The sequence below is a fragment of the Streptomyces sp. NPDC087310 genome, assembly GCF_044744405.1.
GTDB lineage: Bacteria > Actinomycetota > Actinomycetes > Streptomycetales > Streptomycetaceae > Streptomyces.
In genome coordinates this window covers 455,736-481,375 of record NZ_JBIUYF010000006.1, presented here as the reverse complement: position 1 = coordinate 481,375, position 25,640 = coordinate 455,736, and the positions used below count along the sequence as shown (strand labels likewise).

At 71.0% G+C, this 25,640-nt stretch carries 26 protein-coding genes and 1 pseudogene; 21 read left to right on the top strand and 6 right to left on the bottom strand.

Annotated elements, in window-relative coordinates; translation table 11 throughout:
- The first annotated feature begins 16 nt into the window (after positions 1 to 16).
- From ACIO3P_RS24960 to ACIO3P_RS24930, 7 genes are all read left to right on the top strand, one after another.
- The gene (locus ACIO3P_RS24960; protein ID WP_401852345.1) at positions 17 to 1,051 is read left to right on the top strand and encodes a threonine/serine dehydratase; all 1,035 of its coding nucleotides are present in this window, start codon (positions 17 to 19) and stop codon (positions 1,049 to 1,051) included.
- A 12-nt stretch (positions 1,052 to 1,063) separates the two neighbouring features.
- Positions 1,064 to 2,059: a helix-turn-helix domain-containing protein gene (locus ACIO3P_RS24955; protein WP_401852343.1), complete on the top strand. Its 996-nt coding sequence runs from the start codon at positions 1,064 to 1,066 to the stop codon at positions 2,057 to 2,059.
- A gap of 228 nt (positions 2,060 to 2,287) precedes the next feature.
- Positions 2,288 to 2,488 carry a hypothetical protein gene (locus tag ACIO3P_RS24950; protein ID WP_401852342.1) on the top strand — a complete coding sequence of 67 codons (201 nt, stop codon included), beginning with the start codon at positions 2,288 to 2,290 and terminating at the stop codon, positions 2,486 to 2,488.
- Positions 2,489 to 2,615: 127 nt separating this feature from the next.
- On the top strand, positions 2,616 to 3,335 hold the full coding sequence (locus ACIO3P_RS24945) for a GntR family transcriptional regulator (RefSeq protein ID WP_329825651.1): 720 nt from the start codon (positions 2,616 to 2,618) through the stop codon (positions 3,333 to 3,335).
- Positions 3,332 to 4,354, top strand: a complete 1,023-nt coding sequence (locus tag ACIO3P_RS24940) for an ADP-ribosylglycohydrolase family protein (protein ID WP_401852340.1) — start codon at positions 3,332 to 3,334, stop codon at positions 4,352 to 4,354. Before ACIO3P_RS24945 ends, ACIO3P_RS24940 begins: the two co-directional genes overlap by 4 nt.
- 166 nt (positions 4,355 to 4,520) lie before the next feature.
- Positions 4,521 to 5,990 carry a purine-cytosine permease family protein gene (locus tag ACIO3P_RS24935; protein ID WP_401852337.1) on the top strand — a complete coding sequence of 490 codons (1,470 nt, stop codon included), beginning with the start codon at positions 4,521 to 4,523 and terminating at the stop codon, positions 5,988 to 5,990.
- Complete coding sequence (locus ACIO3P_RS24930) at positions 5,987 to 6,949, top strand: PfkB family carbohydrate kinase (RefSeq protein ID WP_401852335.1); 963 nt, start codon at positions 5,987 to 5,989, stop codon at positions 6,947 to 6,949. Before ACIO3P_RS24935 ends, ACIO3P_RS24930 begins: the two co-directional genes overlap by 4 nt.
- A gap of 44 nt (positions 6,950 to 6,993) precedes the next feature.
- Here ACIO3P_RS24930 and ACIO3P_RS24925 read toward each other — a convergent pair whose 3' ends face one another.
- Entirely contained in the window at positions 6,994 to 8,175 is a 1,182-nt protein-coding gene (locus ACIO3P_RS24925; protein WP_401852333.1) for a serine hydrolase domain-containing protein, read from the bottom strand.
- A gap of 9 nt (positions 8,176 to 8,184) precedes the next feature.
- The gene (locus tag ACIO3P_RS24920; RefSeq protein ID WP_401852571.1) at positions 8,185 to 8,661 is read right to left on the bottom strand and encodes an integrase core domain-containing protein; all 477 of its coding nucleotides are present in this window, start codon (positions 8,659 to 8,661) and stop codon (positions 8,185 to 8,187) included.
- A 564-nt stretch (positions 8,662 to 9,225) separates the two neighbouring features.
- Between ACIO3P_RS24920 and ACIO3P_RS24915 the strand changes: the two genes are divergently transcribed.
- The 4 genes and pseudogenes from ACIO3P_RS24915 to ACIO3P_RS24900 all read left to right on the top strand — a co-directional run.
- Positions 9,226 to 9,681, top strand: coding sequence for a helix-turn-helix domain-containing protein (locus ACIO3P_RS24915; protein WP_329825645.1), 456 nt, complete (start codon positions 9,226 to 9,228; stop codon positions 9,679 to 9,681).
- A gap of 227 nt (positions 9,682 to 9,908) precedes the next feature.
- Positions 9,909 to 10,040: a hypothetical protein gene (locus ACIO3P_RS24910; protein ID WP_329825643.1), complete on the top strand. Its 132-nt coding sequence runs from the start codon at positions 9,909 to 9,911 to the stop codon at positions 10,038 to 10,040.
- Positions 10,037 to 10,435 (top strand): nuclear transport factor 2 family protein, encoded by a 399-nt coding sequence (locus ACIO3P_RS24905; RefSeq protein WP_329825641.1) that lies wholly within the window; start codon positions 10,037 to 10,039, stop codon positions 10,433 to 10,435. Before ACIO3P_RS24910 ends, ACIO3P_RS24905 begins: the two co-directional genes overlap by 4 nt.
- 55 nt (positions 10,436 to 10,490) lie before the next feature.
- Positions 10,491 to 10,985, top strand: a pseudogene (locus ACIO3P_RS24900) (SDR family NAD(P)-dependent oxidoreductase); the annotation flags it as partial.
- 2 nt (positions 10,986 to 10,987) lie between these two features.
- Here the strand turns inward: ACIO3P_RS24900 and ACIO3P_RS24895 are convergent.
- Positions 10,988 to 11,983: an AsnC family transcriptional regulator gene (locus tag ACIO3P_RS24895; protein ID WP_329825639.1), complete on the bottom strand. Its 996-nt coding sequence runs from the start codon at positions 11,981 to 11,983 to the stop codon at positions 10,988 to 10,990.
- Between the two features lie 216 nt (positions 11,984 to 12,199).
- On the opposite strand from ACIO3P_RS24895, the gene ACIO3P_RS24890 reads away from it, so the two are divergent.
- The 4 genes from ACIO3P_RS24890 to ACIO3P_RS24875 all read left to right on the top strand — a co-directional run bounded on the left by ACIO3P_RS24890 (position 12,200) and on the right by ACIO3P_RS24875 (position 17,198).
- Positions 12,200 to 13,885: an MFS transporter gene (locus tag ACIO3P_RS24890; protein WP_401852332.1), complete on the top strand. Its 1,686-nt coding sequence runs from the start codon at positions 12,200 to 12,202 to the stop codon at positions 13,883 to 13,885.
- Between the two features lie 67 nt (positions 13,886 to 13,952).
- Positions 13,953 to 15,287, top strand: coding sequence for an aminomethyl transferase family protein (locus ACIO3P_RS24885; protein WP_401852331.1), 1,335 nt, complete (start codon positions 13,953 to 13,955; stop codon positions 15,285 to 15,287).
- Between the two features lie 132 nt (positions 15,288 to 15,419).
- The gene (locus ACIO3P_RS24880) at positions 15,420 to 16,292 is read left to right on the top strand and encodes a methylenetetrahydrofolate reductase (protein ID WP_401852330.1); all 873 of its coding nucleotides are present in this window, start codon (positions 15,420 to 15,422) and stop codon (positions 16,290 to 16,292) included.
- Positions 16,293 to 16,544: 252 nt separating this feature from the next.
- The gene (locus ACIO3P_RS24875; RefSeq protein ID WP_401852327.1) at positions 16,545 to 17,198 is read left to right on the top strand and encodes a TetR/AcrR family transcriptional regulator; all 654 of its coding nucleotides are present in this window, start codon (positions 16,545 to 16,547) and stop codon (positions 17,196 to 17,198) included.
- Here the strand turns inward: ACIO3P_RS24875 and ACIO3P_RS24870 are convergent.
- On the bottom strand, positions 17,174 to 18,670 hold the full coding sequence (locus tag ACIO3P_RS24870) for a hypothetical protein (RefSeq protein WP_329825632.1): 1,497 nt from the start codon (positions 18,668 to 18,670) through the stop codon (positions 17,174 to 17,176). The two genes, ACIO3P_RS24875 and ACIO3P_RS24870, sit on opposite strands and share 25 nt — an antisense overlap.
- A gap of 183 nt (positions 18,671 to 18,853) precedes the next feature.
- On the opposite strand from ACIO3P_RS24870, the gene ACIO3P_RS24865 reads away from it, so the two are divergent.
- Positions 18,854 to 19,507, top strand: a complete 654-nt coding sequence (locus tag ACIO3P_RS24865; RefSeq protein WP_401852568.1) for a DUF305 domain-containing protein — start codon at positions 18,854 to 18,856, stop codon at positions 19,505 to 19,507.
- 32 nt (positions 19,508 to 19,539) lie between these two features.
- On the opposite strand, the gene ACIO3P_RS24860 is transcribed toward ACIO3P_RS24865, so the two are convergent.
- Positions 19,540 to 20,472, bottom strand: coding sequence for a DUF6214 family protein (locus ACIO3P_RS24860; protein WP_401852324.1), 933 nt, complete (start codon positions 20,470 to 20,472; stop codon positions 19,540 to 19,542).
- A gap of 111 nt (positions 20,473 to 20,583) precedes the next feature.
- A complete protein-coding gene (locus ACIO3P_RS24855; RefSeq protein WP_401852322.1) occupies positions 20,584 to 20,940 on the bottom strand; it encodes an ArsR/SmtB family transcription factor in 357 nt (118 codons plus the stop codon).
- Between the two features lie 146 nt (positions 20,941 to 21,086).
- Between ACIO3P_RS24855 and ACIO3P_RS24850 the strand changes: the two genes are divergently transcribed.
- The 5 genes from ACIO3P_RS24850 (at position 21,087) to ACIO3P_RS24830 (ending at position 25,543) form a co-directional block, all read left to right on the top strand.
- Positions 21,087 to 22,166 (top strand): NADH:flavin oxidoreductase/NADH oxidase, encoded by a 1,080-nt coding sequence (locus ACIO3P_RS24850; protein WP_329825629.1) that lies wholly within the window; start codon positions 21,087 to 21,089, stop codon positions 22,164 to 22,166.
- A 60-nt stretch (positions 22,167 to 22,226) separates the two neighbouring features.
- On the top strand, positions 22,227 to 22,787 hold the full coding sequence (locus tag ACIO3P_RS24845; RefSeq protein ID WP_401852319.1) for a GNAT family N-acetyltransferase: 561 nt from the start codon (positions 22,227 to 22,229) through the stop codon (positions 22,785 to 22,787).
- 18 nt (positions 22,788 to 22,805) lie between these two features.
- Positions 22,806 to 23,483, top strand: coding sequence for a uracil-DNA glycosylase (locus tag ACIO3P_RS24840; protein WP_329825626.1), 678 nt, complete (start codon positions 22,806 to 22,808; stop codon positions 23,481 to 23,483).
- Positions 23,484 to 23,534: 51 nt separating this feature from the next.
- The gene (locus ACIO3P_RS24835) at positions 23,535 to 24,527 is read left to right on the top strand and encodes an N-acetylglucosamine kinase (RefSeq protein WP_401852316.1); all 993 of its coding nucleotides are present in this window, start codon (positions 23,535 to 23,537) and stop codon (positions 24,525 to 24,527) included.
- Positions 24,528 to 24,622: 95 nt separating this feature from the next.
- On the top strand, positions 24,623 to 25,543 hold the full coding sequence (locus tag ACIO3P_RS24830) for a sirohydrochlorin chelatase (protein ID WP_401790227.1): 921 nt from the start codon (positions 24,623 to 24,625) through the stop codon (positions 25,541 to 25,543).
- Positions 25,544 to 25,640: the final 97 nt, after the last annotated feature.

The following is a 25,640-nucleotide window of genomic DNA, read 5'->3' as shown; positions in this document are numbered from 1 at the left end:
ACTACGCTGCTGTGCCGTGCAGGAGACGCGCCTCGACACCGCTCGGATCCGGGCGGCCCGCCGGGTCATCGACCCGGTCTTTCTCGACACACCGCTGTACCGCTGCGAGGCGCTGGAGCCCGAGCTCGGGTGCGCGGTGAGCATCAAGCTCGAAACGGCGAACCCGGTCCGCAGCTTCAAGGCCCGCGGCACCGAGGTGGTCACGAGTCTGCTCGCCCGCCATGGCTCGCCGGCCGTGGTGTGCGCCAGCGCGGGCAACCTGGGCCAGGCCCTCGCGTGGTCCGGCCGCGCCCGGGGGCTCGACGTCACCGTCGTGGCCTCCCGCTCCGCGACCCGGGCCAAGCTTGATCGCATCCGCGCGTTGGGCGCCGGGTTGGAGCTGGTGGACGGCGACCACGAGATGGCTCGCGAGCGGGCGGCGGCCATCGCGCGGTACGACGGCATCCGGCTGGTCGAGGACAGCCTGGACATCGAGACCTGCGAGGGCGCGGCGACCATCGGCCTGGAACTGGTGGACACGGTGCCGTCGTTCGACGCCGTCCTGATAGCTCTCGGTGGCGGGGCGCTGGCCACCGGCGTGGGTCATGTGGTGAAGGCACGGGCACCCGGAGTCGAGGTGATCTGCGTCCAGCCGCTGGGCGCACCGGCGATGACACACTCGTGGCGCCAGCGGCGTGTCGTCACCACCGACTCGACCGACACCATCGCCGACGGCGTGGCCGGCCGGCGTCCCGTCCCGGCCGTCCTGGACGACCTCCTCCTGGTCGCCGACGACGCCGTCCTGGTCCGGGAGGCGTCGATCACCGCCGGTATGAGGATGCTCCTCGACCACGCCGGCCTCGTCGTCGAACCGTCGGCCGCGCTCGGCATCGCGGCGATCATCGAAGACCGTGACCGTTTCGCCGGCCGGCATGTCGTCGTCATCGTGTGCGGCAGCAATGTCGACATGGACGCTTATCACCACTGGGTCGGTGCGGCTCCCCTCCACAGGTCAGCAGGCACTGGATCGCTCTCCTCGATTCCTTCACCCAAGCCGCCCTGTCCGCTGTGATTGACTGCCGTAATGCTGCACGAGTCGGTATTCCGCACCATGGATCTGCCTACGGAGGACCGCTTCGAGGCGTGGACACAGCGCATGGGCCGGACACACGCTCCCCTGCACCTGTCCAGTGACCGTGCGGCGGACTACCACGCACACCAGCGCCTGATCGAACTCGGCGATGTGGCGGTGTGGCCGGCGACCTTCGATTCCCTGGCCTTCCGCCGGACACCGAAGCTCGTGCGCCAGTCCGATCCCGAGGTCTACCACCTCTCCCTGCTCCTGCAAGGGCAGGCCGGCGCGACCTGGGACAAGCAGGAGACCACCTACCGGAACAGCGACATCCACATCAACAGCTCCTCACGGTCGTACGAGATACTCACCGGATCCGAACCGGTCACCATCGTCGGAGTCGAGGTCCCCCGGGCATTGGTGGCGCTGCCCGGGCGGCGGGCCGAACAGGTGGTCGGGCACCCTGTGTCGGGCCGAGCGGGGGTCGGCGCGCTGTTGTCGCAGTTCCTCGCCCAGTTCGTCTCGGACACCGACACGTATCAGCCACAGGACGCGTCCCTGCTGGGAACCGTCGTCGCCGATCTGGTGACCGCGGTCTTCGCGCACATTCTGGACGCCGATCTCCTGATGCCCCCGGAGACCCGCAGTCGGACCCTGGTCCTGCGTATCAAGGCATTCATCCGCCGGCATCTGGGAGACCCGGAGCTGACACCCGACCAGATCGCCGCAGCACACCACATCTCGCGCAGCCACCTGTACCGCCTCTTCCAGGCCGATGGCCTCAGTGTGGGCGCGTACATCCGGGAGCAGCGGCTCAAGAACGCCCGGCGTGACCTGGCCGACCCCACTCTGCGCACCATGCCGATCCATGCCGTCGCCGCTCGCTGGGGTTTTCCGCGCCCGGCCGACTTCACGCGCGCGTTCCGCACCCTCTACGGCATTCCGCCGAGCGAGCTCCGTCGAACGGGAGCCGTCGGCGACCCGGTCAGGGCTGGGACGCTGCGCTAAGCAGGCGGGGACTGTGCGCCAACGACAAGCCGAGGAGCTGCCCGGCACTCTGGTGAGCGCCGCAGCGATGTAGCGATGGAGCGATGTAAGGGATCCGTCACGGGGGTGGGATCCAGACATCGGGACAGACACGCGGAACCGCCTCCGCATCAGCGGAGGCGGTTCTTCGGCGTACGTGTCGGACGCTTAGGTCGACGGCGGCCAGAGCATGAACCCGCCCTGGAGGCGATGAGGACGACCGCGGCCGCCGAGGGCATCGTCCACAGCGGGCGCGCGATGGCCGGACTCTTCGCCGCTGTCCGGGATCGGGACATCTGCCCAGGTCAGCGCAGTGTGTTTCGCCACACCGGCGGGCTTCCCGGGCTGTTCGGACATCCGGAGACCGTGCACCGGGCCGTGACGGCGCCGCGCTCCCGCACCCTCGTGTGAGCGGGTGTCGGGGCCGGCGCACGGCCCGCCCCGACGCCGCTGCGCCGACGTCGGCCCGCCAACGCCGTACGCAAAGATTCGGTCACGGCCATGGACCTGCGGGGGAAGGTCCGCGTACGTTCTGGACATGCCTGGACAGGTACAGAAGCATCATCGAATCGCCCGCGTTCTCGCCGACGAGATCCGCTCCGGCGTGCACTCGGACGGCGTCAGACTGCCCGGGGAGCACGCCCTCACCCAGCGGTTCGGCGTCAGCCGCACCACGCTGCGGCAGGCATTGCAGGTCCTCGGCGAGCAGGGGCTGATCTCCACCCACGCCGGAATCGGCTCCTTCGTCACCTTCGACGGTACGCCCCTGGACAACCGCCTCGGCTGGGCCCAGGCGCTCGCCGAGCAGGGCATCGAGCTGCCCGTCGAGATCCTGCGCTTCGAGGAGGTGACCGACCGGGAACTGGCCGGGGAACTGGCCCTGGAGTCGAGTGCCTTCATCGCGCTCGACCGGGTCAGGCGCCTCTCCGACGGCCGGGGCGTCTCGTACGAACGCAGCAGGGTCCCCGCGGTCGGCGAGCTGGCCGGTCTCGCGCGGCGCGGTCTCGGCGGCGGCTCGCTGAGCACGGCGCTCGTCGCCGCGGGCCGGATCACCGACTCCGGCGAGGGACTGGTCTCGGTCCGGGGGCTCGACGCGGCGGAGGCCGCCCTGCTGAACCGTTCCCCCGGCGAATCGTTCCTCCACCTGGCCCAGGTGTACCGGGCCGCCGACGGCTCGGTCGTCGAGCAGGTCACCAGCCTGCTCGACCCGGTCCGGTTCCAACTGCACGTCCGCTCGGGCCGAGGAGGCCACTCGTGAATGATCAGCTCGACCGCGCCCTGGGCGCCTACTACGGACTCGCCCTCGGCGACGCGCTGGGCATGCCCACCCAGGTCATGTCCCGGGAGGACGTCGTACGGGTCTACGGAACCGTCACCGGCTTCGAACCCGCCCTGCCCGACAACCCGGTCAGCGCGGGCATGCCCGCCGGATCGGTCACCGACGACACCGACCAGGCGGTCATCGTCGGAAAGCTCCTCGCCGAGGGGCGCGGCAGGATCGATCCGCTCCGCCTCGCCCACGAACTCCTCGCCTGGGAGAAGGAGATGAAGGCCAAGGGGTCCTTCGACCTCCTCGGCCCGTCCACCAAGGCCGCCCTGGACGCCGTCGCCCGGGGCGTACCGGCCGCGGAGGCCGGCAGGTACGGCTCCACCAACGGCGCCGCGATGCGCGTCACCCCGGTCGGCATCGCCTTCGCGGCCGAGCCGTCGGCCGGCTTCCTCGACCGGGTCGTGGAGTCCTGCCAGGTCACCCATGACACGACGGTGGGCATCGCGGGAGCCGCGGCCGTCGCCGCCGCGGTGAGCACCGGGGTCGGCGGGGGCACCCTGGACCAGGCCGTCGCCGCGGCCGTCACCGCGGCGCGGGCCGGCGCCCGGCGCGGGCACTGGATCGCCGGGGCGGACATCGCGGCCCGGATCGAGTGGGCGTGGCATCTGGTGGAGGGCCTGCCGCAGGCCGAGGCCCTGGACCGGATCTGCGCGCTGGTAGGCACCAGCGTCGCCAGCCAGGAGTCGGTACCCGCGGCGTTCGCCGTGCTCGCGGTGGCCGGCGGGGACCCGTGGCGCAGTGCGCTGCTGGCCGCCAGTCTGGGCGGCGACAGCGACACCATCGGCGCCATCGCCGGAGCGGTCGCGGGCTCGGTCGCCGGGCTCTCGGCGCTGCCCGCCGAGGCCGTACGGACCCTCCGTACCGTCAACGCACTCGAACTGGAGCCGCTGACGGTACGCCTCCTCGGTCTCCGCGAATCCGGCCCCGCGCCCGCGCCGGCCGCCTGAGCCGCACACCCGGCAGCCGCACGCCGGACAACCACGCGTCCGGCCACCGCACACCGGGTCAGCACACGCCCGGTCAGCGCCCACCCGTTCCCACGGGTCGGCCTCCGGGTGTCCACCGCACGCACCCGCCCCACACGTCTCTTCGCACCACGCAAGGAAGTCCGTGATGACCGTTTCGAGAACCCACGACGTTGTCGGTTCCGTGGAAACCCGAGGGATCGAACCGGTCCCGGATGCCGAACGACACGGCCACGCGGGTCAGATGTTCTGGACCTGGTTCGCCGCCAACATCAGCATCCTCGGGCTTCCGCTCGGTGCCACGCTCGTCGCCTTCCGTGGGCTGAACATCTGGCAGGCGGCGTTGGTCGCCCTGGTCGGCTCGTTCGGCTCCTTCGCGCTGGTCGGCGCGCTGAGCCTGGCGGGCAAGAAGGGCGGGGCGCCCGCTCTCACCCTCTCCCGCGCGGTCTTCGGGCAGCGCGGCAACGCCGGCCCGACCTTGATCAGTTGGCTGAGCAGGATCGGCTGGGAGACGATCACGACGACCACCGCGGCCTACGCCCTGCTGGCGCTGCTGGCGATCGCGTTCGGCGTCGGCCGGAACACCGTGCTCACCCTGGTCTGTCTGCTGGTCTTCATCGTCTGCACGCTGCTGATCAGCGGTCTCGGGCACGCCACCATCATGTGGATCAACAAGTGGGCGACCGTCGTCTTCGGGGTCCTCAATCTGATCGTGATGGGTTTCCTGGTCGCGACGGTCGACTGGACGAAGGTGCTGGACGCACCGGCGGGACCGGCCACCGGAGTGGTGGCGGGCATCGGCTTCATCGCCGCGGGCACCGGTATCGGCTGGGCGAACGCGGGCGCCGACTACGCGCGCTATCTGCCGCGCGAGATCCCGGGGCGGCGCCTCGTCGTGGCCTCCGCGTTCGGCGCGGGCGTCCCTCTCGTACTGCTGATCTCGCTCGGATCGCTGCTCTCGGCCGGTGACCCGGCGCTCGCCACCGCGTCCGACCCGGTCGCGGCCATCAACGCCATGCTGCCGTCCTGGATGGCCGTCCCGTATCTCGTCGCGGCTTTCGGCGGCCTGCTGATGTCGAACCACCTCTCCACCTACTCCGCCGGTCTGACCATGATCACGCTGGGCCTGCGGGTGCCGCGTCCGGTGGCCGTGGCCATCGATGTCGTGCTGATGTTCGCCGGCGGTCTGTACTTCATGCTGATCGCGAAGGACTTCTACGGCCCCTTCACCACCTTCCTGACGCTTCTGGCCGTGCCCGTCTCCGCGTGGATCGGGGTGGTCGCGATGGACTCCCTGCGTGGCCGTGACTACGACGCCGCGGCGCTGATGGACACCACACGGGGCAGCCGGTACTGGTACACGGGCGGCTTCCATCTGCCGGCCGTCACCGGCTGGACCGTGGCCATCGTGGCCGGTCTGCTCTTCACCGAGGCGGGGACGAGCGAGAAGGACGTGTGGTTCTCCGGCCCCCTCGCCGGCACCTGGCTCGGTGTGAACGGTCTGGGCTGGGCGATCTCGATGGCCGTCGGCGCCGGTGTGTACGCGCTCCTCGGCCGCCTGGACCAAAGCCCGCGCAACGCCCCGGCCGTGTCCGCCCTGAACGAGGCCGGCCGATGAGCCGCCGTGTGGTCCTCGCGGGCAACGTCATCGCCGACCTGGTCATCGAGGTCCCCGCGCTGCCCGAACGGGGCGCGGACGTCATCGGCTCGCGAACCCGGCTGACCGCCGGCGGCGGCTTCAACACCCTCGCCGCCGCCCGGCGTCTCGGTACGGAGGCGGTCTTCGCCGGACTCCACGGCACCGGCCCTTACGGCGACCTCGTCCGCGAGGCACTCACCTCCGAAGGTGTCAGCGCCTTTCTGCCGGCCCGCGCCGACGGGGACACCGGCTTCACCGTCGCCCTGATCGACGCGGGCGGCGAACGTACCTTCATCACGAGTTTCGGTGTCGAGGCGCACCTCACGGAGGCGGACACCGCGGCCGTCGCCGACCGTCTGCGGCCGGGAGACCTGGTGCAGCTCTCCGGATACGGCCTGGCGATTCCGGGCAGCGGCCCCCTGTTGTCCCGCTTCACGGCCGCGCTGGGCCCGGACGTCACGGTCTGTCTCGACCCGGCTCCGCTGGTCGCCGACATTCCCGACGCGGTCCTGGCACCGGTACTGGCCCGTACGGACTGGCTCAGCGCCAATGCCCGCGAGGCCCGGCTGCTGTCCGGCCACGGTGACCCGGCGGCGGCCACGACGGCACTGCGGGACCGGCTGGCGCCGGGCGCGGGGGTGATCGTACGGGCCGACAAGGACGGCTGCTGGCTGGCCGCCCCCGGGGAGCCCGCCCGGCACGTCCCCGGCTTCCCGGTACTGGCGGTCGACAGCAACGGGGCGGGCGACGCCCATGTGGGGTCGTTCCTGGCCCTGCTCGCCCAGGGCCAGGACCCCCTGACAGCCGCGCGGGGCGCCAACGCCGCGGCGGCCTACGCGGTGGGCCGCCGCGGCCCGGCCACCGCACCGGACCGTGCCCAACTGGCCGCGTTCCTGGGCGAGGACCCGCTGGCCGAGCTGCTGTTCGGCACCGTCTGACTCGATGGGGACGGCGGGAACCCGACTCGGAGGTTCCCCGTCGTTCAGGCGGTGCGGCAGAGGGCGTGGTCGACGAGGTCGCGCAGCGCGTCCTCCTGCCGGGCCGCGCTCCGCGGATCCCCGGCGCGGCTGTGCGCGGAGACGGTGATGCTGCGCCGTCCGTCCGTGGTGGTCGCGGCCCGGACCACGTATCCGAACCCGCTTCCGCCGTGCCCGAGGTATCCGCCGCCGCAGGACAGCGGGGTGAAGAAGAGACCCAGTCCGTCCCGGGTGCCCGCCGGGTGCCCGCTGTCCGGCGGCACCGGGACGGTGGTCCGCATGGCGGCGAGTTCGGCGGGTTTCAGCAGCCGTCCGTCGACCAGGGCGGTGAAGAAGCGGTTGAGGTCGCGGGCCGTGCCGGTCATCGAGCCGTCCGCCCCGCTGTCGAAGGGACGGTAGGGGATCGTGGTGTCGACCATCGGGCCGTCCGCGGTGAACTGCTGGTAGTTGGACGCGTGCGGACGCGGCAGGAAGGGCCGGGTGCCGGGGGTGTCGGTGTGTTGCAGACCGAGTGGGCGCAGGACACGGGTGTGGACCTGCTGTTCCCAGGTGTGACCGGTGATCTTCTCGATGATCATTCCGGCCAGCACGTAGTTCGTGTTGGAGTACGCCCAGCGCGTGCCCGCCGGGAAGTCGGGCTCATGGCGCATGGCCAGGGCGACCAGTTCCTCAGGCGGGTAGGCGCGCCATCGTTCGGCGAAGTAGGTCTGGGCACCGGGGTCGGGGAAGACGTCGTAGACGTAGTCGTACAGGCCACTGGTGTGTTGCAGCAGATCGCGGACGGTGATGGCCCGGCCGTCGTTTCCGGCTCCGGACACAACCCCGGGCAGCAGTTGCTCGACCGTCCGGTCGAGGGAGATCCGCTGCTCGCCCACCAGTTGCAGCAGGACGGTGGCGACATACGTCTTGGTGGCACTGCCCAGACGCAGGTAGCCGTCCTTCGGCACCGGGCGGCGCGTGACCAGGTCGCCCACCCCTGAGCGGGCCGTGACGGTCCCGCGCGGGGTCTCCAGGCGGACGGCCACGCCGGTGACCCCGGTGTCGCGCAGCGCGTCGGCGTCACGCTGCACGGACCAACTCGTGGCGGAGTGGCGTGGCGTGGCCGAGGCCGAGGCCGCGGCGGACGGCAGCGTCGACACGGCCAGCGCGAGCGCGACCGCTGATATCCACGGAGTTCGAAGGATCATGCCCCGAGGCTAGGAAAGGCGGGGGCCCTCAGCCATCCGGGATACGCCCGTGCGCGTACGGGTGCCAGCCGGATGGACAACCGCCCCCGACCGGCCCCACCCATTCGTCCCGAGCGAGCGTCCTGCTCGCCCCTGACGGCGCGTCAGCGCGTTCCGCGCCGTTGACCCGCACCGCCGGTCTTGGACGATTCGGCCAGGACACAGCAGGGGAGGCGCGGGCGGTCGGCCGCCGAGCGCGGCGGGCGGCCGTTCGTGGTTGTAGTAATTCACGAACTCCGGGGGTGCGACGCGGCGTTCACGCTCGGTTGTGCAGTCGCGGACGTACGCCCACTCGTGGGAGAGCGTCCCGCGACACCTCTCCACCTTCCCGTTCGCGCGCGGCGTGCACGGCTTGGTCCGCTTGGGGTTCGTACCGGTCGCGGCGAGCGCGTCAGCCCAGGTCGCGGACCGGTAGCACGCGCCCTTGTCGGTGAGGCAGCGGCGGATCGGTGTGATGCCGTGGGCGGCGAAGAAGGCAACGGCCCGGTGCCAGAGGGCGACCGCGGTGACGGCCTGTCTTCCGCGTCGCTGACGGTCCGAACCAGTCCTCGCCGACCGTGCCTACCCGGGAGCCGGCCCCTGGGCCAGGCCGCCGCCCACTGATGTCGGGCAGGCGTGTGGCCCGCAGCTCGGCGGGTCGGCGGCCGAGGACCCGGGCGGGATTGACCGTGCGCGGCGCGCCCGCGTAGGCGGCGACCACGCTGACGACGTCGGCGATCTCGTCGTCGGTGGCATCGTGCTGCGGCTGCTCGCAGGGTGAGCAGCGCCGGGTTCCGGTAGCCGACCATGCGGTCTGCCGACGGGCCGCCCTGACGTCGAGAAGGAAGCGCCGCAGTTCCGGGACGGCGGTTTCCAGGGCGTCGATCTTTTCCCACAGGTCCGGGCACCCGGCAGGGTGGCCGCTTCGTGTCGCGCCAGGACCTCGCGTGCTGCCGACAGGCTGCCAACTAGTAACATCGGAGAACTACTTGCAATTCAACACTACTACCGAATGACCGACGAGGAGAAGCCGTGTCCGAACGCACGAGTCACGTCACCTTTCAGCACGGGCAGGAGTTCCTGGCCGCGATCTCCGAGCGCTGGAACTACCAGATCCTGCGGGAGGTGTTCTTCGGTGTCGGCCGGTTCGGCGAACTGAAGCGGGCCCTCGGCATCTCGGCGAACATCCTCACCGCGCGGCTCAACAGCCTCACCGAACTGGGCCTGCTCACCAAGCACGCCTACCGGCCGGACAAGCCGTGGTACGAGTACCAGCTCACCGACAGCGCCCGCGAACTCGTCGTCCCCGCCATTGTGACCATCACACGGTGGGCCGAGACCAACGCGACGGACGGCGACACACATCACCTGCTGGTGCACACGGAGTGCGGGAATCCGACCAACCCGTACCTCGCGTGCAGCAGCTGTCATCGGCCGGTCGAGGCATCTGCCCTGCGACCGGTACCCGCCGAGGACGGACCTCGCTGATCACCTCGATGCGACACAGAAGGCAGTGGTTGCATCTTGATACTAGTAGCAATACGCTACTGGAGACTCTATTCCTCCTTGACCGCGGAGAGGACCGATCATGACCACCAACTGGGTCGAGGGCTCACCGAGAAGCCGGCCCCCACCTCGCTCGGACTCGTCAACGTCCGCGTCGGCGGAGCATCTGGGCCACCGCACTGTCCACCTACCTCTCACTGCACGCGAAAATGCCGCCGCTGGCCGCCAAGGCCGCGCGTGACGCGTTCGCCGGTGAGAACCCCGAGGCCGTCAATGCCGAGATCGACGCGTTCCTCGCCGCCCTGCCCGCCGCGGCCCGAATCAGGAGACCACCACCATGACAGACACCGCACACGCGACTCCCGTACCCGACTGGGTCCTGAAGTTCATGGATGCCATCGACACCCTGAACTTCGATGAGGGCTTCGCGCCACTGGCCGAGGACACCGACATGTACTTCGGCACCGAGCATATTCACGGTGTCGAGGCCATCAAGGCGTTCTTCGTCAAGATCGACGCACCGCTGAACATCACCCATGAGGTCCTGGAGTACTGGGCCGCCGGCGAAGGCGTCCGCCTGCTTCGCGGCGAGGCGACCATGGCCAAGAAGAGCGAGCCGGACCGGGTGGTGCGCGCCCCGTTCATGCACATCTTCTACCTCGACCAGGAAGAGCCGGTTCGCGTCCGGGAGCTCCGCATCACCGCGGGCCCGCTCCAGACCGACGCCGTGATGTGACCTCTTTCCAGGGGCGGCCAGGAGCGCCCCGAGTCGGGAGCGCAGGGCAGAAAGCGACGCCGTCTTCGCCGTCAACGTGCGCACGCCGTTCCTGCTCACCGCGCTGTTCGCGGAGAAGATGGCGGCGGCCGGCGGCGGCAGCATCGTCATCAGCTCCACCGCGGCCGGCCTCGGCATGCCGGGCATGGCCGTCTACGGCGCGACCAAGGCGGCGCTCGAATCGCTGACCCGTACCTGGGCGGCGGAGTTCGCCGAGTCGAACGTGCGGGTCAACGCCGTAGCTGGTGCACGCGCGAGTCGGCCTCTGCTGTGGCCCGTCCCTGTCGGTCCGGGGCCGGCGTCCTACCGGTTGATGGACTTCTGCTGCTGGGCCGTGTACCGCTCGCCCTTGATCTGTACTTCGGAAACGGCGGCTTCGACGCGCTGCAGGGCCGTGGTCCCGGTGCCGAACACGTCATTCCCGAGAACGGGCTCAGGGCCGTCCATACCCGAGCCGGGACTTCACCCTGGACGCACGAAGCGGTCGGTCGCGGAAGACGGATCGGGCTGAGGCTACGCGGGTGCGGGACGGACGAGACGGCCGTGGGAGATCAGGGAGGCGGCCTGCTTGAGGCGGTGGGTGCGGATGCTGACCCCGTAGGCGTCGACACCGGGGGTGGCGGCGAGGCGGGTGGTCAGATAGCGGTAGAAGTCCTCGGTGTCACGGCAGACGACGATGGCCATCACGTTGTGGTCGCCGCTGGTGGCTCCGGTGAACGCGACTTCGTCGTGGCGGGCGATCTCTTCCCCCGCGCGTTCCAGATGGGCGGGGGCGACGCGCAGCCAGAGGGTGGCGGTGAGGTGGTAACCGAGGCGTTCGGGCAGCAGGTCGATGTCGTACGAGAGGGCTCCGGAGGCTTCCAGGGAGTCCAGCCGACGGGCGACGCGCCCCTTGGACCAGCCGGTGAGCTCGGCGAGTTGCGTGTGCGTGGTACGGCCGTCCTCGGCGAGGGTGTCGAGGAGCGGCGCGTCCTCGGCGGTGGGGGTCAGCAGGGGGCCGACCGGGGCGGAGGGCGGCCCGCCGGTCAGCACGTGTTTCTGCTCAGGAGTGAGGTGTCCGCCGTAGCCGGTCCAGCCTGCGGTGTCCGTGCCGCCGAAGGGATGGATGAGCAGATCGATGCTCACGTCGAGCACGGAGGCGGACTTGGGCAGTTGCCGCAGCAGCATGTCCTCGCGCCGGATGTCGAGCGGTGAGCGGATGACGCAGATGATCTCCGAGCCTCCCGAGGCGATGCTGGCGTAGGCGATGTCGGGGCGCCGGGCGAGGGCATCGGCGAGCGGGCCGACCCGGTCGGGACGACAGCGGATACGGGCGACCCACTGCGCCGCTCCGTGCACGGCGGGGTTGACCAGGCCCACCACGCGCATCACGCCGCTGCGGCGCAGGGCGTGACAGCGGCGGGCCGCGGTCTGTTCCGACACTCCGCTCACTTCGCCGATGAGCCGGAACGGCGCGCGTGGTGCCCACTGCAACGCGCGGAGGATTTGCCTGTCCACATCGTCGATCACGGGGGAAGTGTGTCATGTGGCGGGACGGTGGTAGTGGTTTCTCTTCAATATGAGCCGTCGCTTCGTTGATTCCGCATCGTTTCGCCGATGCTGAGGCTCAGGTTTCGTCCGAGGGGCCGAGGGAGCCGAGGGGCCGAAGGGGCCGAGGCAGCCGGCATCCCGCCGAGACCCGCTGGACATCAATCGCGGCGCGGTGCGCCGCAAGGGAGTGTTTTCGTGACCGTCACACCTTCGGCGAGCGGGCCGACCGACCGGCGGGCGGCAACGCTCGTCATGGCCTGTCTGGGCGTGTTCGTCGCCTACTTGCCGGTGACCACCGTCGCCGTGAGCCTGCCGGCCATCCAGGCGGCCCTGAACGCGTCGACGTCCCAACTGGCCTGGGTGCAGAGCGCGTTCGTTCTGCCCATGGCCGCGTTCATCCTGACCGCCGGAGTGATCGGCGACGTCCACGGGCGCAAGAAGGTGTTCCAGGCGGGCCTGCTGCTCTCCGCCGTGGGTGCCGCCGTCGCGCTGACCGCTCAGTCGATCCAGGCGTTGTGGGTCGGCCAGGCCCTCGCCGGACTGGGCGCCGCCTCGCTGCTGCCCACGACGCTGGCGCTGATCGGTCACGTGGTGCCCGACCACCGGGAGCGCGGAAAGTTCATCGGTCTGTGGGCCACCTCGCTCCTGATGGCGCTGGCCATCGGCCCACTGATCGCCGGAGTCATCCTGGAACACGCCGCCTGGCGGTGGATCCATCTGCTGGTCATTCCCGTTTCGCTGCTCGCGACGGTCTTCACCGCATGGCTGCCGGCCGACTCGCGGGCCCCGCACGGACGGAAGCTGGACTGGCCCGGCCAGCTCACCGCCGCGCCGTCGATCACCGCGCTGGTGTACGGCGTGATCGAAGGCGGCGCCGGTTCCTTCAGCGACGTCCAGGTGCTGGTCGCGCTGTGCGTCGCCGTGGCCGGCTCGGTCGCCTTCGTCCTGGTCGAACGGCGCAGCGACAGCCCGATGCTGGATCTGACGCTGTTCCGCAGCCCGGCATTCACGGCCACGACGCTGGTCGCGATGATCACTTTCCTGGCGCTGATCGGTTTCTTCTTCCTCCTGAGCCTCTACTTCGGGATGGTCCAGCAGCTCGACACCCTCCAGGCCGGCTGGCGGCTCCTCATGGTCACCGCGGCCGCCATCGTCGTCGGCGGCCCCGTCGGGCGGCTCATGCACCGGATCCCCACCCGCACGCTGATCACTGCGGGGCTGCTCGTCGTCACCGGCTCCCTGCTCTCGCTGACCAGCGTCGACGCCGGCACGTCGTTCCTCTCCATCATGTGGCGTCTGGCCCTGCTGGGCGTCGGGATGGGCGGCGTCCTGACGCCCATGACCGCCACGGCGGTCGCGTCGGTGCCCCCGCACCTGGCCGGCATGGCCGCGGCCGGCAACAACGCCTTCCGGCAGGTCGGTGCCGCGCTCGGCCCGGCCATCCTGGGCTCGCTCCTCACCGCCAGGGCCCTCGACACCTTCCCCGGTCATCTCGCCGACGCCGGAATCACGGGAGCGGCCCGGCGGAACATCGTGGAGACCGCCGAAGCGGGCGGCCTGGGCGCGGTCGCCCGGATGAATCCGGACGCCGGGACAGGCCAGGCGCTCGCCGCCGTGGGGGATGCCTTCCTCGACGGCCTCCGCCTGTGCCTGATCGTCGCCGCGGCGCTCACCCTGCTCGCCGCCCTCGTCGCCGCGATCCTGCTGCGCGGCCCGCGCAAGCCGATCACCGCCCCGGCCACGGCTGACGCGACCCGTTCGGGGCCCGCCCCCGATCCCACGTCTCCCCCGTCTCCCGCCTCTTCCGCCACTTCCGCGGCCACCGATGTGGTCGGGGCCGTCCCTGGAGGCGGCCGGGCCCAGGCGTGGCGACACGGATGACGACGGCCGACCGGAGAACACATCTGCGCCGCGTCTCGCGGGCAGGCGAAAGCGAGAGGCACACAACGTGACAGCACCCAGTCTCCAGAACGGCATCGACCGGGCGGGCTCGCCCGTGAAGCTGCTGTGGAAGCCCGACCCCGCTCCCTGGACGCCGGAGGTCATCGAGCCCGAATACGTGGGCTGGCGGCAGGAGCAGGCCGCGTGGCACACCGCTGTGGCGCTCTCGGACCTGTCCCACCACATGTCCGACACCCGCGTCGAGGGGCCCGACGCCACCCGTCTGCTGGCGGCGGTGAGCGCGAACGACTACGAGAGATTCGCGGTCGGCCAGGCCAAGCAGTTCGTTCCCGTGGCGCCGGACGGCAACCTCGTCACGGACGGCATCCTGCTGCGCGACGCGGAGCACACGTACACGCTCAGCGGCATTCCCGCCGCGCAGAGCTGGGTCAAGTACCACGCCCGGAAGGGCGCGTACGACGTCACCTTCGTCACCGACCCCTCCTCGGCGTTCCGGAACGGGGGCGACCCGACGCTCTTCCGCTACCAGATACAGGGGCCGTTGGCGGGCGCCCTCGTGGAGGAGGTCTTCGGCGGTCCGATACCGCCGACGAAGTTCTTCCATTCCACCCCGGTGTCGCTGGGCCCGATGCGCTTCCGCGCACTGCGTCACGGCATGGCGGGCCGGCCAGGCTTCGAGTTCGTCGGCCCGTGGCAGCACGCGAAGGCGGTGAAGGAGGCGCTGATGACCGGCGGCGGACCGTTCGGCCTCGTCCATGTCGGGGCGCTCGCCTACCCCACCGCCAGTATGGAGAGCGGCTGGATCGCGACACCGACCCCGGCCGTCTACACGGACCCGGATCTGGCCGACTACCGCGCGTACCTGCCCCTGTACGGGGTCGAGGGGCAGAAGCCGCTGCACGGAAGCTTCTTCTCCGAGAACATCGAGGACTTCTACTGCTCGCCGTACGAGTTGGGCTACGGCAAGGCGATCTCCTTCGACCACGACTTCATCGGCCGTGAGGCACTCCTCGCGGCCAGGGACAGCGTCCGGCGTACGAAGGTCACCCTCGTCCTCGACGCCGAGGATCTCCGTAACACCCTCGGGCAGGAGCCTGGGTTCGTGCACACCTACGCCCGCAACCGGGTGGAGACCGGCTCCGCCCTGGCGGGCGTCACCTTCCAGTCGGACTCCCTCGACCGGGCGGGTACGGTCCTCTCCCTGGCACTGGTCGACCACGAGTACGCCGAACCGGGGACCGAGGTGTCGGTGGTGTGGGGCGACCACCCGGGGCCGGGTACCGACCCCGGCGCCCACCTCGGCCTCCCGCGCATCCGCGCCACCGTCCATCCCGCGCCGTACGACGACCACGCACGGACCCGGTACCGGCGCAACGCCTGAGCGCGACACCCCGGTTCAGCGCCCGGCAGCGGTCCCCGTGCGCCGCCCGACGGCCGTGCGCGGGGACCGCGCGCCCCACCTCGCCCCGGCGGCACTCCGTGCCCGGGAGGAACCACGCGAACAAGGAGCACCATGGACTGCCCCTCCACGGCCTCTGCCTCGGCCGTCGCCCCTCTTCTGGATGACTTCTCCCTGGAGATGACGGGCAAGGACATCGTCAGGCTCGAAGAGGCCCGCGACCTCATTCCGGCCGGCACCCGGATCAACATCACCTTCCTCGGCAACGAGGACCCGGGTACGCGACTGGCCGCGGCGCGCGCCGTCCGGCGGTTCGGGTTCACCCCCGTACCGCATATTTCGGCCCGGCGCCTGCGCTCCCGGCCGGAGCTGGAGGAACTCCTCGCCGCACTCCGCTCCGACGGCACCGCCGACCACGTCTTCGTCATCGGCGGCGACCCCACCACACCCCACGGCCCCTACCACGACGCCCTCGCGCTCATCCGGTCCGGGCTCCTCCAGGAGTACGGCGTGCGGCACGTCGGCATCAGCGGCTATCCCGAAGGACACCCCTCGATCGCCGACCCGGTGCTCTGGTCGGCGATCGAGGACAAGACCGCGGACCTCGCACGGTACGGACTGTCCGGCGGGATCATCACCCAGTTCGGTTTCGATGCCGCCCCGGTCCTGGCCTGGATCGAGGCTGTACGCGCCCGGGGTGTCGACGTACCGATACGTGTCGGGGTCCCCGGCCCCGCCGGGATCGGACGGCTGATGACGTACGCCGCGCGCTTCGGCGTCGGCACGAGCGCGGCCATCGCGAAGAAGTACGGATTCTCGATCACCAACCTGATGGGCACCGCCGGTCCCGACCGTTTCGTCCACGCCCTGGCCGACGGCTACGACGGACGTCGCCACGGCGTTCTGAAGCTGCACTTCTACACCTTCGGCGGGCTCAAGCCCACGGCGCGGTGGGCCGCCGATTTCCGTACGAGGGAAGGGAACTGACGTGACGCCCACCCGTTCTTCCACGTGCCGTCAGCCCGGAATCGGCGCCGATCGGTAATCCCCCATCAGGTACCGGTGGGCCGCACATCCGTCCTTCCCGGTTTCCGGGAAACCGGAGAAGACGCCGCCGGTCTTGGACGATCCCCCGCGTCGCCCAAGACCGGCGGCAGCCCCGTACGGCAGGCCCGCAGGGGCCCTCGGCGGGACGTCCTGAGTATACTGGCTCAGAGCCAGTCAACGCAGGAGTCAAGCATGTCCCCGCGGAGCGCGTCGGTCAATGAAGAGCTGCGCCGCCGTTCACGGGAGCGGCTGCTCCAGGCGACGGTGGAGCTGGTCGCCGAACGCGGTTACGAGGCCACGAAGCTCGCGGACATCGCCGAGCGGGCCGGTTCGGCGCGCGGGCTCGTCTCGTACTACTTTCCGGGGAAGCGCCAGCTCCTCCAGTCCGCCGTACACCGGCTGATGCACCGCACACTCGCCGCCGCCCTGGAGCGCGAACCGGTGCCGGAGGACGGCCGGGAGCGGCTGGCGCGGGCGATCGACGCGATCCTCGGGCTCACGGTGGAGAGCCCCGTCCTGATGCGGACCCATATGGCGGGCATCCTCCAGGCGGAGGGGTTCGTGCAGTGCCCGGAGCAGCAGCGGCTGGCGGGGCTGCTGCGCGAGACGGTGGAGCGGTACGGCTCGGCGGACCCGGACAGTGACTATCCGATGCTGCGTGCCCTGCTGATGGGCGCGGTCTTCGCGGCGCTGATGCCGGGCGCGCCGATGCCGCTGCCCCGGTTGCGGGCGGAGCTGTTCGACCGCTACCACCTCGACTGGGAGTTGGGCGTTCCGCCGGGCGTGAGTCCGCCCGGCGGAACGTCTCAGGGCATCGTCCTTCAGTGGCCGAAGCCGCCGAAGTAGTCGGGCTGCGTCTGGACGTTCAGCTCGTCCATCCGCACCCGCTTCGCGGGATCGGTGAGACGGTCGTCGAGCTTCAGCACGTCGAAGCCCTTGACCATGTCGTTCGAGTAGATGTAGCCGTTGTAGTAGTACGCGGACCAGGTGCCGCCGCCCACCAGCGTCTCGGCCGAGATCGGACCGCGCTCGAAGTACGCGATCTCCTTCGGCTTCGAGGAGTTGGTGAAGTCCCAGACGGAGACGCCACCCTGGTACCAGGACTGGACCATGATGTCGCGGCCCTTGACCGGGATCAGCGAGCCGTTGTGGGCGACGCAGTTCTCGGTGTCGGCCTGGTGCCGGGGGATCTTGTAGTAGCTGCGGAAGACCAGCTTGCGCTGGTCGCCCTTGCCGACGATGTCGTAGATGCCGTCGGCGCCCCGGTTCGGACCGATCGCCTCGTTGCAGGTGGCGGCGCCACCGCCGCCCAGCTCATCGGTGAAGATGACCTTGTTGGCCTTCTGGTTGAACGTGGCCGAGTGCCAGAACGCGAAGTTCACGTTGTCCTGGACCCGGTCGATCACCTTGGGGCGTTCGGGGTTCTTGATGTCCATCAGGATGCCGTCGCCCATGCAGGCACCGGCCGCCAGGTCCTTGGAGGGCAGCACGGTGATGTCGTGGCAGCCGGTGGTCGCCGAGACACCCGGGTTGGTGGGTGCTCCCGGGTTGCCGCCCTCGGGGAACAGCACCTCGAACTTGAGGAGTTCGGCCTTCTGCGGGGCCTTGCGCGGCACCTTGATGATGGAGATGCCGTCGTGCGGCGGCTGGCAGTCCGGGAAGGACGTGCTGGGCGAGTACGACGAGACGTAGACGTAGACGTCCTTCTTCTTCGGTACCAGCGTGTGGGTGTGCGAGCCGCACGCCGTCTCGACGGCGGCCACGTACTTGGGGTTCCGCTTGTCGCTGATGTCGAAGATCTTCATGCCCTCCCAGGACTCCTTGACCGCCGCCGACTGCGCGACGCTGTTGCAGGAGTTGTCACTGCGGGAGGAGTCGGTGGAGAGGAAGAGCAGGTTGCCGGAGACCGAGATGTCGTTCTGCGATCCGGGACAGAGAACCTGCGCGACGGTCTTGGGGGACTTCGGGTTGCTGATGTCGAAGATCCGGAAGCCGTCGTAGTTCCCCGAGAAGGCGTACTTGCCCTGGAAGGCCAGATCCGAGTTGGTCCCCGTGATCAGGTCCTTCGGGACGTTGGTCACGTGGGTGATGTTGGAGCTGTGGACGACTTCGTCCACGCCGGGTATGTCACCCTGCGCGATGGCCTCCTTCACCTCGGCGGCCTGGCTCTTGGAGATCTTCTCCTTGGCCGGGGCGTCGCCGGGGTCGGGGGTGGCGACCGCCGGCCCGGCGGTCAGCAGCGTCGCGAAGAGCCCGGCCGCGGCTGCCGCCACGCCCAGACGTCTGCGCCGCACGCGGGTGGTGTGCAACGAGGTCACTACGTCCTCCCTTGTATCCGTCCAGAGTTGAACGGGTCTCGGACCTCGGCAGTATCGTCCCTCCCATGTACATATCAACAGATGGCAACAGAGACGTAATGAAAGTTTTTGATCACTCTCACGCGGAAGCGTGTTAGGAACGTGTTCAGTCCTGCCCCTGTGTTGTAGGAGGTCACTGTGTTGATCCGCCACCGGAATCCGCGGGCCCGCCGGTCCGCCGTCGCGGCGGCGGTGGCCGTCGCCGTACTCGCCCTGGGAGCCTGCGACTCGGGGGACGACAAGGCCGCGGAGACCAAGGCGGAGCAAGGCCCTGGCGTGGTGGCGCCCGGAAAACCGGGCGAACCGGCCAAGACGCTCTCCCCGGAGGAGGCGAAGAAGGCCGCGCCCGACGACACCCCCAACTCGGCCGATTTCACCTACGCGCAGATGATGATCGTCCACCACGCACAGGCGCTGGACATGACCGAACTCGTCCCGGAGAGGGCCGACTCGACGCAGGTGAAGCGGCTCGCGGCGCGGATCTCCGCCGCGCAGAAGCCGGAGATCGAGGTCATGGAAGCGTGGCTGAAAAACAATGGCGGGGCAAAGAAGGAACACAGCCATGGCCATGCGACGATGCCCGGCATGGCGACCGAGGCCCAGCTCACGCAGTTGCGCGCGGCGAAGGGCAAGGCGTTCGACGAGCTGTTCCTGAAGCTGATGATCACTCACCATCAGGGCGCGGTCACGATGGCGACCGAGGCGGTCTCCGAGGGCAACAACATCCTGGTCGGGGAGATGGCCAACGAGGTCATCGCCCAGCAGACCGTCGAGATGAACCGGATGCGCTCGATGTGATCCCCGGCGGCGCCCGGTGACCCCGCGTCAGATCAGCGGCGGTGGTGACGGGGGCTGAGATGACCGTCGTCGCGGGCCCCGGCGATCAGCCTGAGCGCCTTGCGGCGGCTGAACCCGGTGGCGGACATGACGGCGAGTACGGGGTCCTGGCCGGCGCTCTGGGCGGCGCGGTAGATCTCGGCGACCCCACGCCGGGCGGCCCCGCCGCGCGGAACGGATGTACGGGCACGGTGGCGGCCGGATTCCGCGGGCGCCCGCTCCTCGCCGCCGGAGGGCCCCTCGGAAGCTGCCCCGGGGGCCGCCACCGCGGGCGCGGGCCCGGGTTCCGTCACGGCCTGCGGCTCGGGCCGGGTCCCACAGCCGGGCCGAGGCGCGGAGCCGGGGTGAGGGTCGGGGTCGGGGGCGGGGTCGGTGGCGGGGTCGACAACGGGGCCGAAGCCGAGGTCGGGGCCGGGACCTGGGCCGGGACCCGTGGCGAGGTCCGCACCCGAGCCGGGACCGGCCCCGGAGCCGGGCGTGACGCGGGGCTCCTCGGGCGGCGTCCCCACCTCCACCGCGTCCATCGCCTCCACCACGTCGGGCAAGGTCTCGCACGGGACCGCGGCGGCCGGCTGGGGTACGGGCGGTCTGTGCGGCCCTGCGACCACCTGGCAGGCGCTCTGGAGCGGTGCCTCGATCGCGTCGGCCAGTGCCGCGAAGCCGTCGAGCGCCAGGGGCGGATCGGCCTGCGCGTCCTCGATGGCGATCCGGCCGTCCCGTACCACCGCGAGGACATCGATCCGGGCACCGTCCTGGAACGTCAGGCGGACATCGACCCACGGCGGCAGGATCTCGCGCCGCTCGGCGCCGTCCCGGGGGTCTCCGACGGCGGTCACCGTGCCGTGCCCCTGCACTTCCCACACGGGCCACTCGCGGGCGTCGCGGTCAGGGGGTTCCTGGGCGGACATCAGTCTGTGTTCCGACACATTCACAACTTAATCAGGCAATCCGCCCCTATGGTTATGGCGCGCACGCGCCGGTCCGTACGGCACCCTGTCGGCTCATAGCACCGGCGCACCACACCTGCGCGCAAGGCTTCACAGCACCGGAGCGCCGAGCCGGACCTCCTGCGCGGCGGCGGCGCCCAGGACGCTGCCGAGCAGCCCGGGGAAGAGCGCGTCCAGGTCGTCCCGGCGCAGCCCGTTCATCTTGGCCGTCCCCCGGTAGACCTGCCGGATCACCCCGCTCTCGCGCAGCACCCGGAAGTGGTGGGTGGTGGTCGACTTCGTGACGGGCAGGTCGAAGTGCGAGCAGGACAGCTCGCCGTCGGCGACGGCCAGGTCGCGGACGACCCGCAGCCGCAGGGGGTCGGCGAGCGCGTGGAGCACGCCCTCCAGACGGATCTCCGTACAGGGTGGGTGGGCGAGTTCACGGGTGCTGGTCGCGGCGGTCACGGCGGCTCCACTCGTTTCGGGATGTCCCTCCATGGTACGAGACTCTTCGTAGTTTGACATTTACCGTACTACGGTGGGTACCGTACGAAGCGTGGGCCGGCCCCCTCCGTACCGGCCCCTCCCCTACGTGGTGAATGGAGCCTGCCGTGAGCGCACTGTTCGAGCCGTACACCCTGCGGTCGCTGACCGTCCCGAACCGGATCTGGATGGCGCCCATGTGCCAGTACAGCGCCGAGGAGACGGGCCCCGACGCCGGTGTGCCGGGCGACTGGCACTTCGCCCATCTCGCGGCGCGCGCCGTCGGCGGTACGGGGCTGATCCTCACCGAGGCCACGGCCGTCAGCCCGGAGGGCCGCATCAGCCCGGCCGACCTCGGGATCTGGAACGACACCCAGGTGGCGGGCTTCCGCCGGATCACCCGCTTCCTCGCCGAACAGGGCACCACCAGCGGTATCCAGCTCGCCCACGCCGGGCGCAAGGCATCCACCGACCGGCCGTGGAAGGGCGGCGGCCCGGTCGGCCCCGACGCCAACGGCTGGGAGCCGCTGGCACCGAGCGCGGTGCCCTTCGCCGACGGCCATCTCCTCCCCGCCGAGCTGACGGTGGAGCAGATCGAGGGGATCGTCGGCCAGTTCGCGGCGGCGGCCCGGCGCGCCCGGGAGGCGGGGTTCGAGGTCGTCGAGGTCCACGGGGCGCACGGCTACCTGATCGGCGAGTTCCTCTCGCCGCACAGCAACCGGCGTACGGACGCCTACGGCGGCTCCTTCGAGAACCGCGCGCGCTTCGCCCTCCAGGTCGTGGACGCCGTCCGCGCGGAGTGGCCCGACGAGCTGCCCGTCTTCTTCCGTATCTCCGCCACCGACTGGCTCGACGAGGGCGGCTGGACGGTGGACGACACGGTGCGCCTCGCGGACGAGCTACTGGCGCACGGCGTGGACCTGCTCGACGTGTCCAGCGGCGGCAACGCCGCCGGCGTACGCATCCCCGTCACCCCCGGCTACCAGGTGCCGTTCGCGGCCCGGGTCAGGGCCGAGACCCGGCTGCCCGTCGCGGCGGTCGGTCTGATCACCGACGCCGAGCAGGCCGAGAAGATCCTCGCCAACGGCGAGGCCGACGCCGTGCTGCTCGGCCGGGAGCTGCTGCGCGACCCGTCCTGGGCCCGCCGCGCCGCCGGTGAGCTGGGCGGTACGGTGCACACTCCGCCGCAGTACCACCGCGCCGTCTGAGACACGGGCTGTCCGGCCGGACAGCCCGGCCGGACAGCCCGCGAGCAAGGAGAACGAGCCATGGGAACGTTGGCTCCGCAGACCGTCGTCCGGCCGGCCACGCCCGCGGATCTTCCCGCCGTGGCCGGAATCTACGCCCACTACGTCCTCCACAGCGTGATCACGTTCGAGGAGGTGCCGCCGACCGCCGACGACTGGCTGCGGCGCCTCCAGGACTTCGCCTCCCGGAACGATCCGTTCCTGATCGCCGAGGTGGCCGGCGAGGTGGCCGGGTACGCGTACGCGAGCCCCTGGCGCCCCCGGCCCGCCTACCGGAACACCGTCGAGGACACGATCTACCTCTCCCCCGGCCACACCGGCAAGGGCCTGGGCGGCGCGCTGCTGGGGGCTCTCGTGGAACGGTGCGCGCGGGCGGGCCGGCGCCGGATGGTCGCCGTCATCGCGGACACCGGCCAGGACGCGTCGGCCGCCCTGCACCGGCGGTTCGGCTTCGCGCACGCCGGGCGGCTGACGGAGGTCGGGTACAAGCACGGGCGGTGGATCGACACCGTGCTGATGGAACGGAACCTGACGGCGGACGGAACGGAACCACATGCGGGAGGCCCGACCCCGGGAACCTGACGGGTAGAGTGACGCCCCGTGGCAGCACGACCGTTGAACGAAATCGTAGAGCCCGGCTGGGCCGACGCGCTGGCCCCGGCGGCCGGGCGCATCGCCGAGATGGGCGACTTCCTGCGGGCGGAGATCGGTGCCGGGCGCACCTATCTGCCCGCGGGGCCCCACGTCCTCCGCGCCTTCCAGCAGCCCTTCGACGAGGTGAGGGTGCTGATCGTCGGACAGGACCCCTATCCGACACCGGGGCACGCGGTGGGGCTGAGCTTCTCGGTGGCGCCCGAAGTGCGCCCCGTACCGGGCAGCCTGGACAACATCTTCCGCGAGATGCACACGGACCTGGGTCATCCGCGCCCGTCCAACGGCGATCTCACGCCCTGGACGCGGCAGGGGGTCCTGCTGCTCAACAGGGCGCTCACCACGGCGCCCCGCAAGCCCGCCGCGCACCGCGGCAAGGGCTGGGAAGAGGTGACCGAGCAGGCGATCCGCGCGCTGGTCGCCCGCGGCAAGCCGCTCGTGTCCATCCTGTGGGGGCGCGACGCCCGTAACCTCCGTCCGCTGCTCGGCGACCACCCGGCGATCGAGTCGGCCCACCCCTCCCCCATGTCGGCGGACCGCGGCTTCTTCGGCTCACGGCCGTTCAGCCGGGCCAACGACCTGCTGATCGGCCAGGGCGCGCAGCCGGTCGACTGGCAACTGCCGTGAGCCGACCGGCGACCGCCGTGAGCCGGCGCGGGTGATGAGCCGGGAGCCCGGGTGAGCTGGGTCCTGGGCGTCGACTCGGGCGGCTCGGGCGTACGGTTCGCGCTCGGCACCGCGGAGCCGGGCGGGGCGGTCACGGCCATCTCGTCCACCCACTCCACCGAGCCGGTGCGTACGGGACCCGCGGGCATCGATCCGAAGGAGTTCCTCGCCCTGCTGCTGCCCGCCGCGCGGACACTGCTGGCCGGGGCGGGCGCGGCGGCCGGTACGGAGGGCCTGTCGGCGGTCGCGGTCGGCGCCGCCGGAATGGCGACGCTGGGCGACGGGCTCCGCGCCGCGCTGCCCGCCGCGCTGGAGCGCTCCCTCGGGGTACGGCGCCTCGCGCTCGCCGCCGACGCGGTCACCGCGTACGCGGGCGCGCTCGGCCAGCGCCCCGGCGCCGTCGTCGCCGCGGGTACGGGCATGATCGCGCTGGGCATGACACCGGCGGGCTGGCACCGCGCGGACGGCTGGGGCCATCTCCTCGGCGACTGCGGCTCGGGCGCCTGGATCGGCCGCGCGGGACTGGAGGCCGCCCTGCGGGCGCACGACGGGCGGCGCGGTGGATCGGCCGCGCTCCTGTCCGGCATGGAGACATTTTTCGGTCCGGCGGGCGACCTGCCCGGACTGCTCTATCCCCGCTCCGACCGGCCGGCGGTGCTCGCCTCGTTCGCTCCGGAAGTGGCCCGACACGCGGCCGACGATCCGGTCGCACGGTCGATTCTCGCGCAGGCGGCGGAGCACATCGCGGACGCCGCCGTGGCCGTCTGCCCACCATCGGGTGAATGTGAAGTCGCCCTCACGGGGGGTCTGTTCAAACTCGGCGAACCGCTCCTCGGCCCGGTGCGCGCCGAGCTGTCCGCCCGCCTCCCGCATGCCGCGGCGGTCTCCGCGGCCACGGATCCGCTGGGTGGGGCGCTGCTCATCGCCGCGGCGCTCGCCACCGGCTCGCTCCGGCTGCCGCACGAACCGCGACTACTGAACGTCTCGACAGAACAGCACAGATGAGCTGAAAAATACCTAACGGATATATAAGGACAGATGGCTCGCAGCCGCCCCCTCCCCGAACAGCCGCGCCCACAAAACCAGTAGCATTCGACGCCATGAGCACCCCCACTGGGCCCGCATCCGGCCTGCCTGTACGAATGCCGCGACCCCGCCAGTCGGGGCGCCACCGCCGTCCCGAACCGGTCGCGGCCCCCGAAGGTGCGCCCGCGCTGGTTCTCGCCGTTCCCGGACCCCCGTCCAGCGCCGTCCGCGGGCTGGCCGAAGAGGTCGTCAGCATCGCCCGTTCCGAGCTTCCCGGCCTCGACGCCTACATCGGCTACCTGGACGGCGACGACACCGAGTACCCGACGCTCCAGGCCGTACTGGCCGGAACCGCCGCGCTGCGCACGGAGCGCTACGAGATGGCCAAGGCCGCCGGCCGTGAGGTCGCGGAGCCCGAGGGCCCCGCCGCCGTGGTCGTACCGCTGCTGGCGGGCCCGGAGGGCGCGCTGATCGAGCGGATGAGCGAGGCCGTGACGGACAGCGGCGCCGCCGCGGAGCTGACCGATGTCCTCGGCCCGCACCCGCTGCTCGCCGAGGGCCTGCACGTACGCCTCTCCGAGGCCGGTCTGGCCCGCGCCGACCGCGCCAGGCTCTTCACGGTCGCCACGGCGGCCGACGGGATCATCCTGGCCACGGTGGGCGGCGAGGAGGCGGTCCAGACCGCGGGGATCACCGGAATGCTGCTGGCCGCGCGGCTCGCCGTACCGGTGATGGCCGCCGCGCTCGACACGGAGGGCTCCGTCGCCGCGATCGCCGAGCAGCTCCGCGAGTCGGGTTCGACGCAGCTCGCGCTCGCGCCGTACCTGGTCGGCCCCGAGCTGCCCGCGGGCCTGCTCGACACGGCCGTCAAGGAGGCCGACTGCGCCACGGCCGAGCCGCTCGGCGCGTACCCGGCCATCGGCAAGCTGGTGCTGTCGAAGTACGCCACCACGCTGGGCATCACCCCGCAGCCGCAGGGGACGCCCGCGCACTGACACGCGCCCGCGTACGGACGGAGGCTCCGTTCTCGCGCCCGTACGTGTGGAAAGGGCCCGCACCGGATCGCTCCGGGGCGGGCCCTTCCCGTGCGTG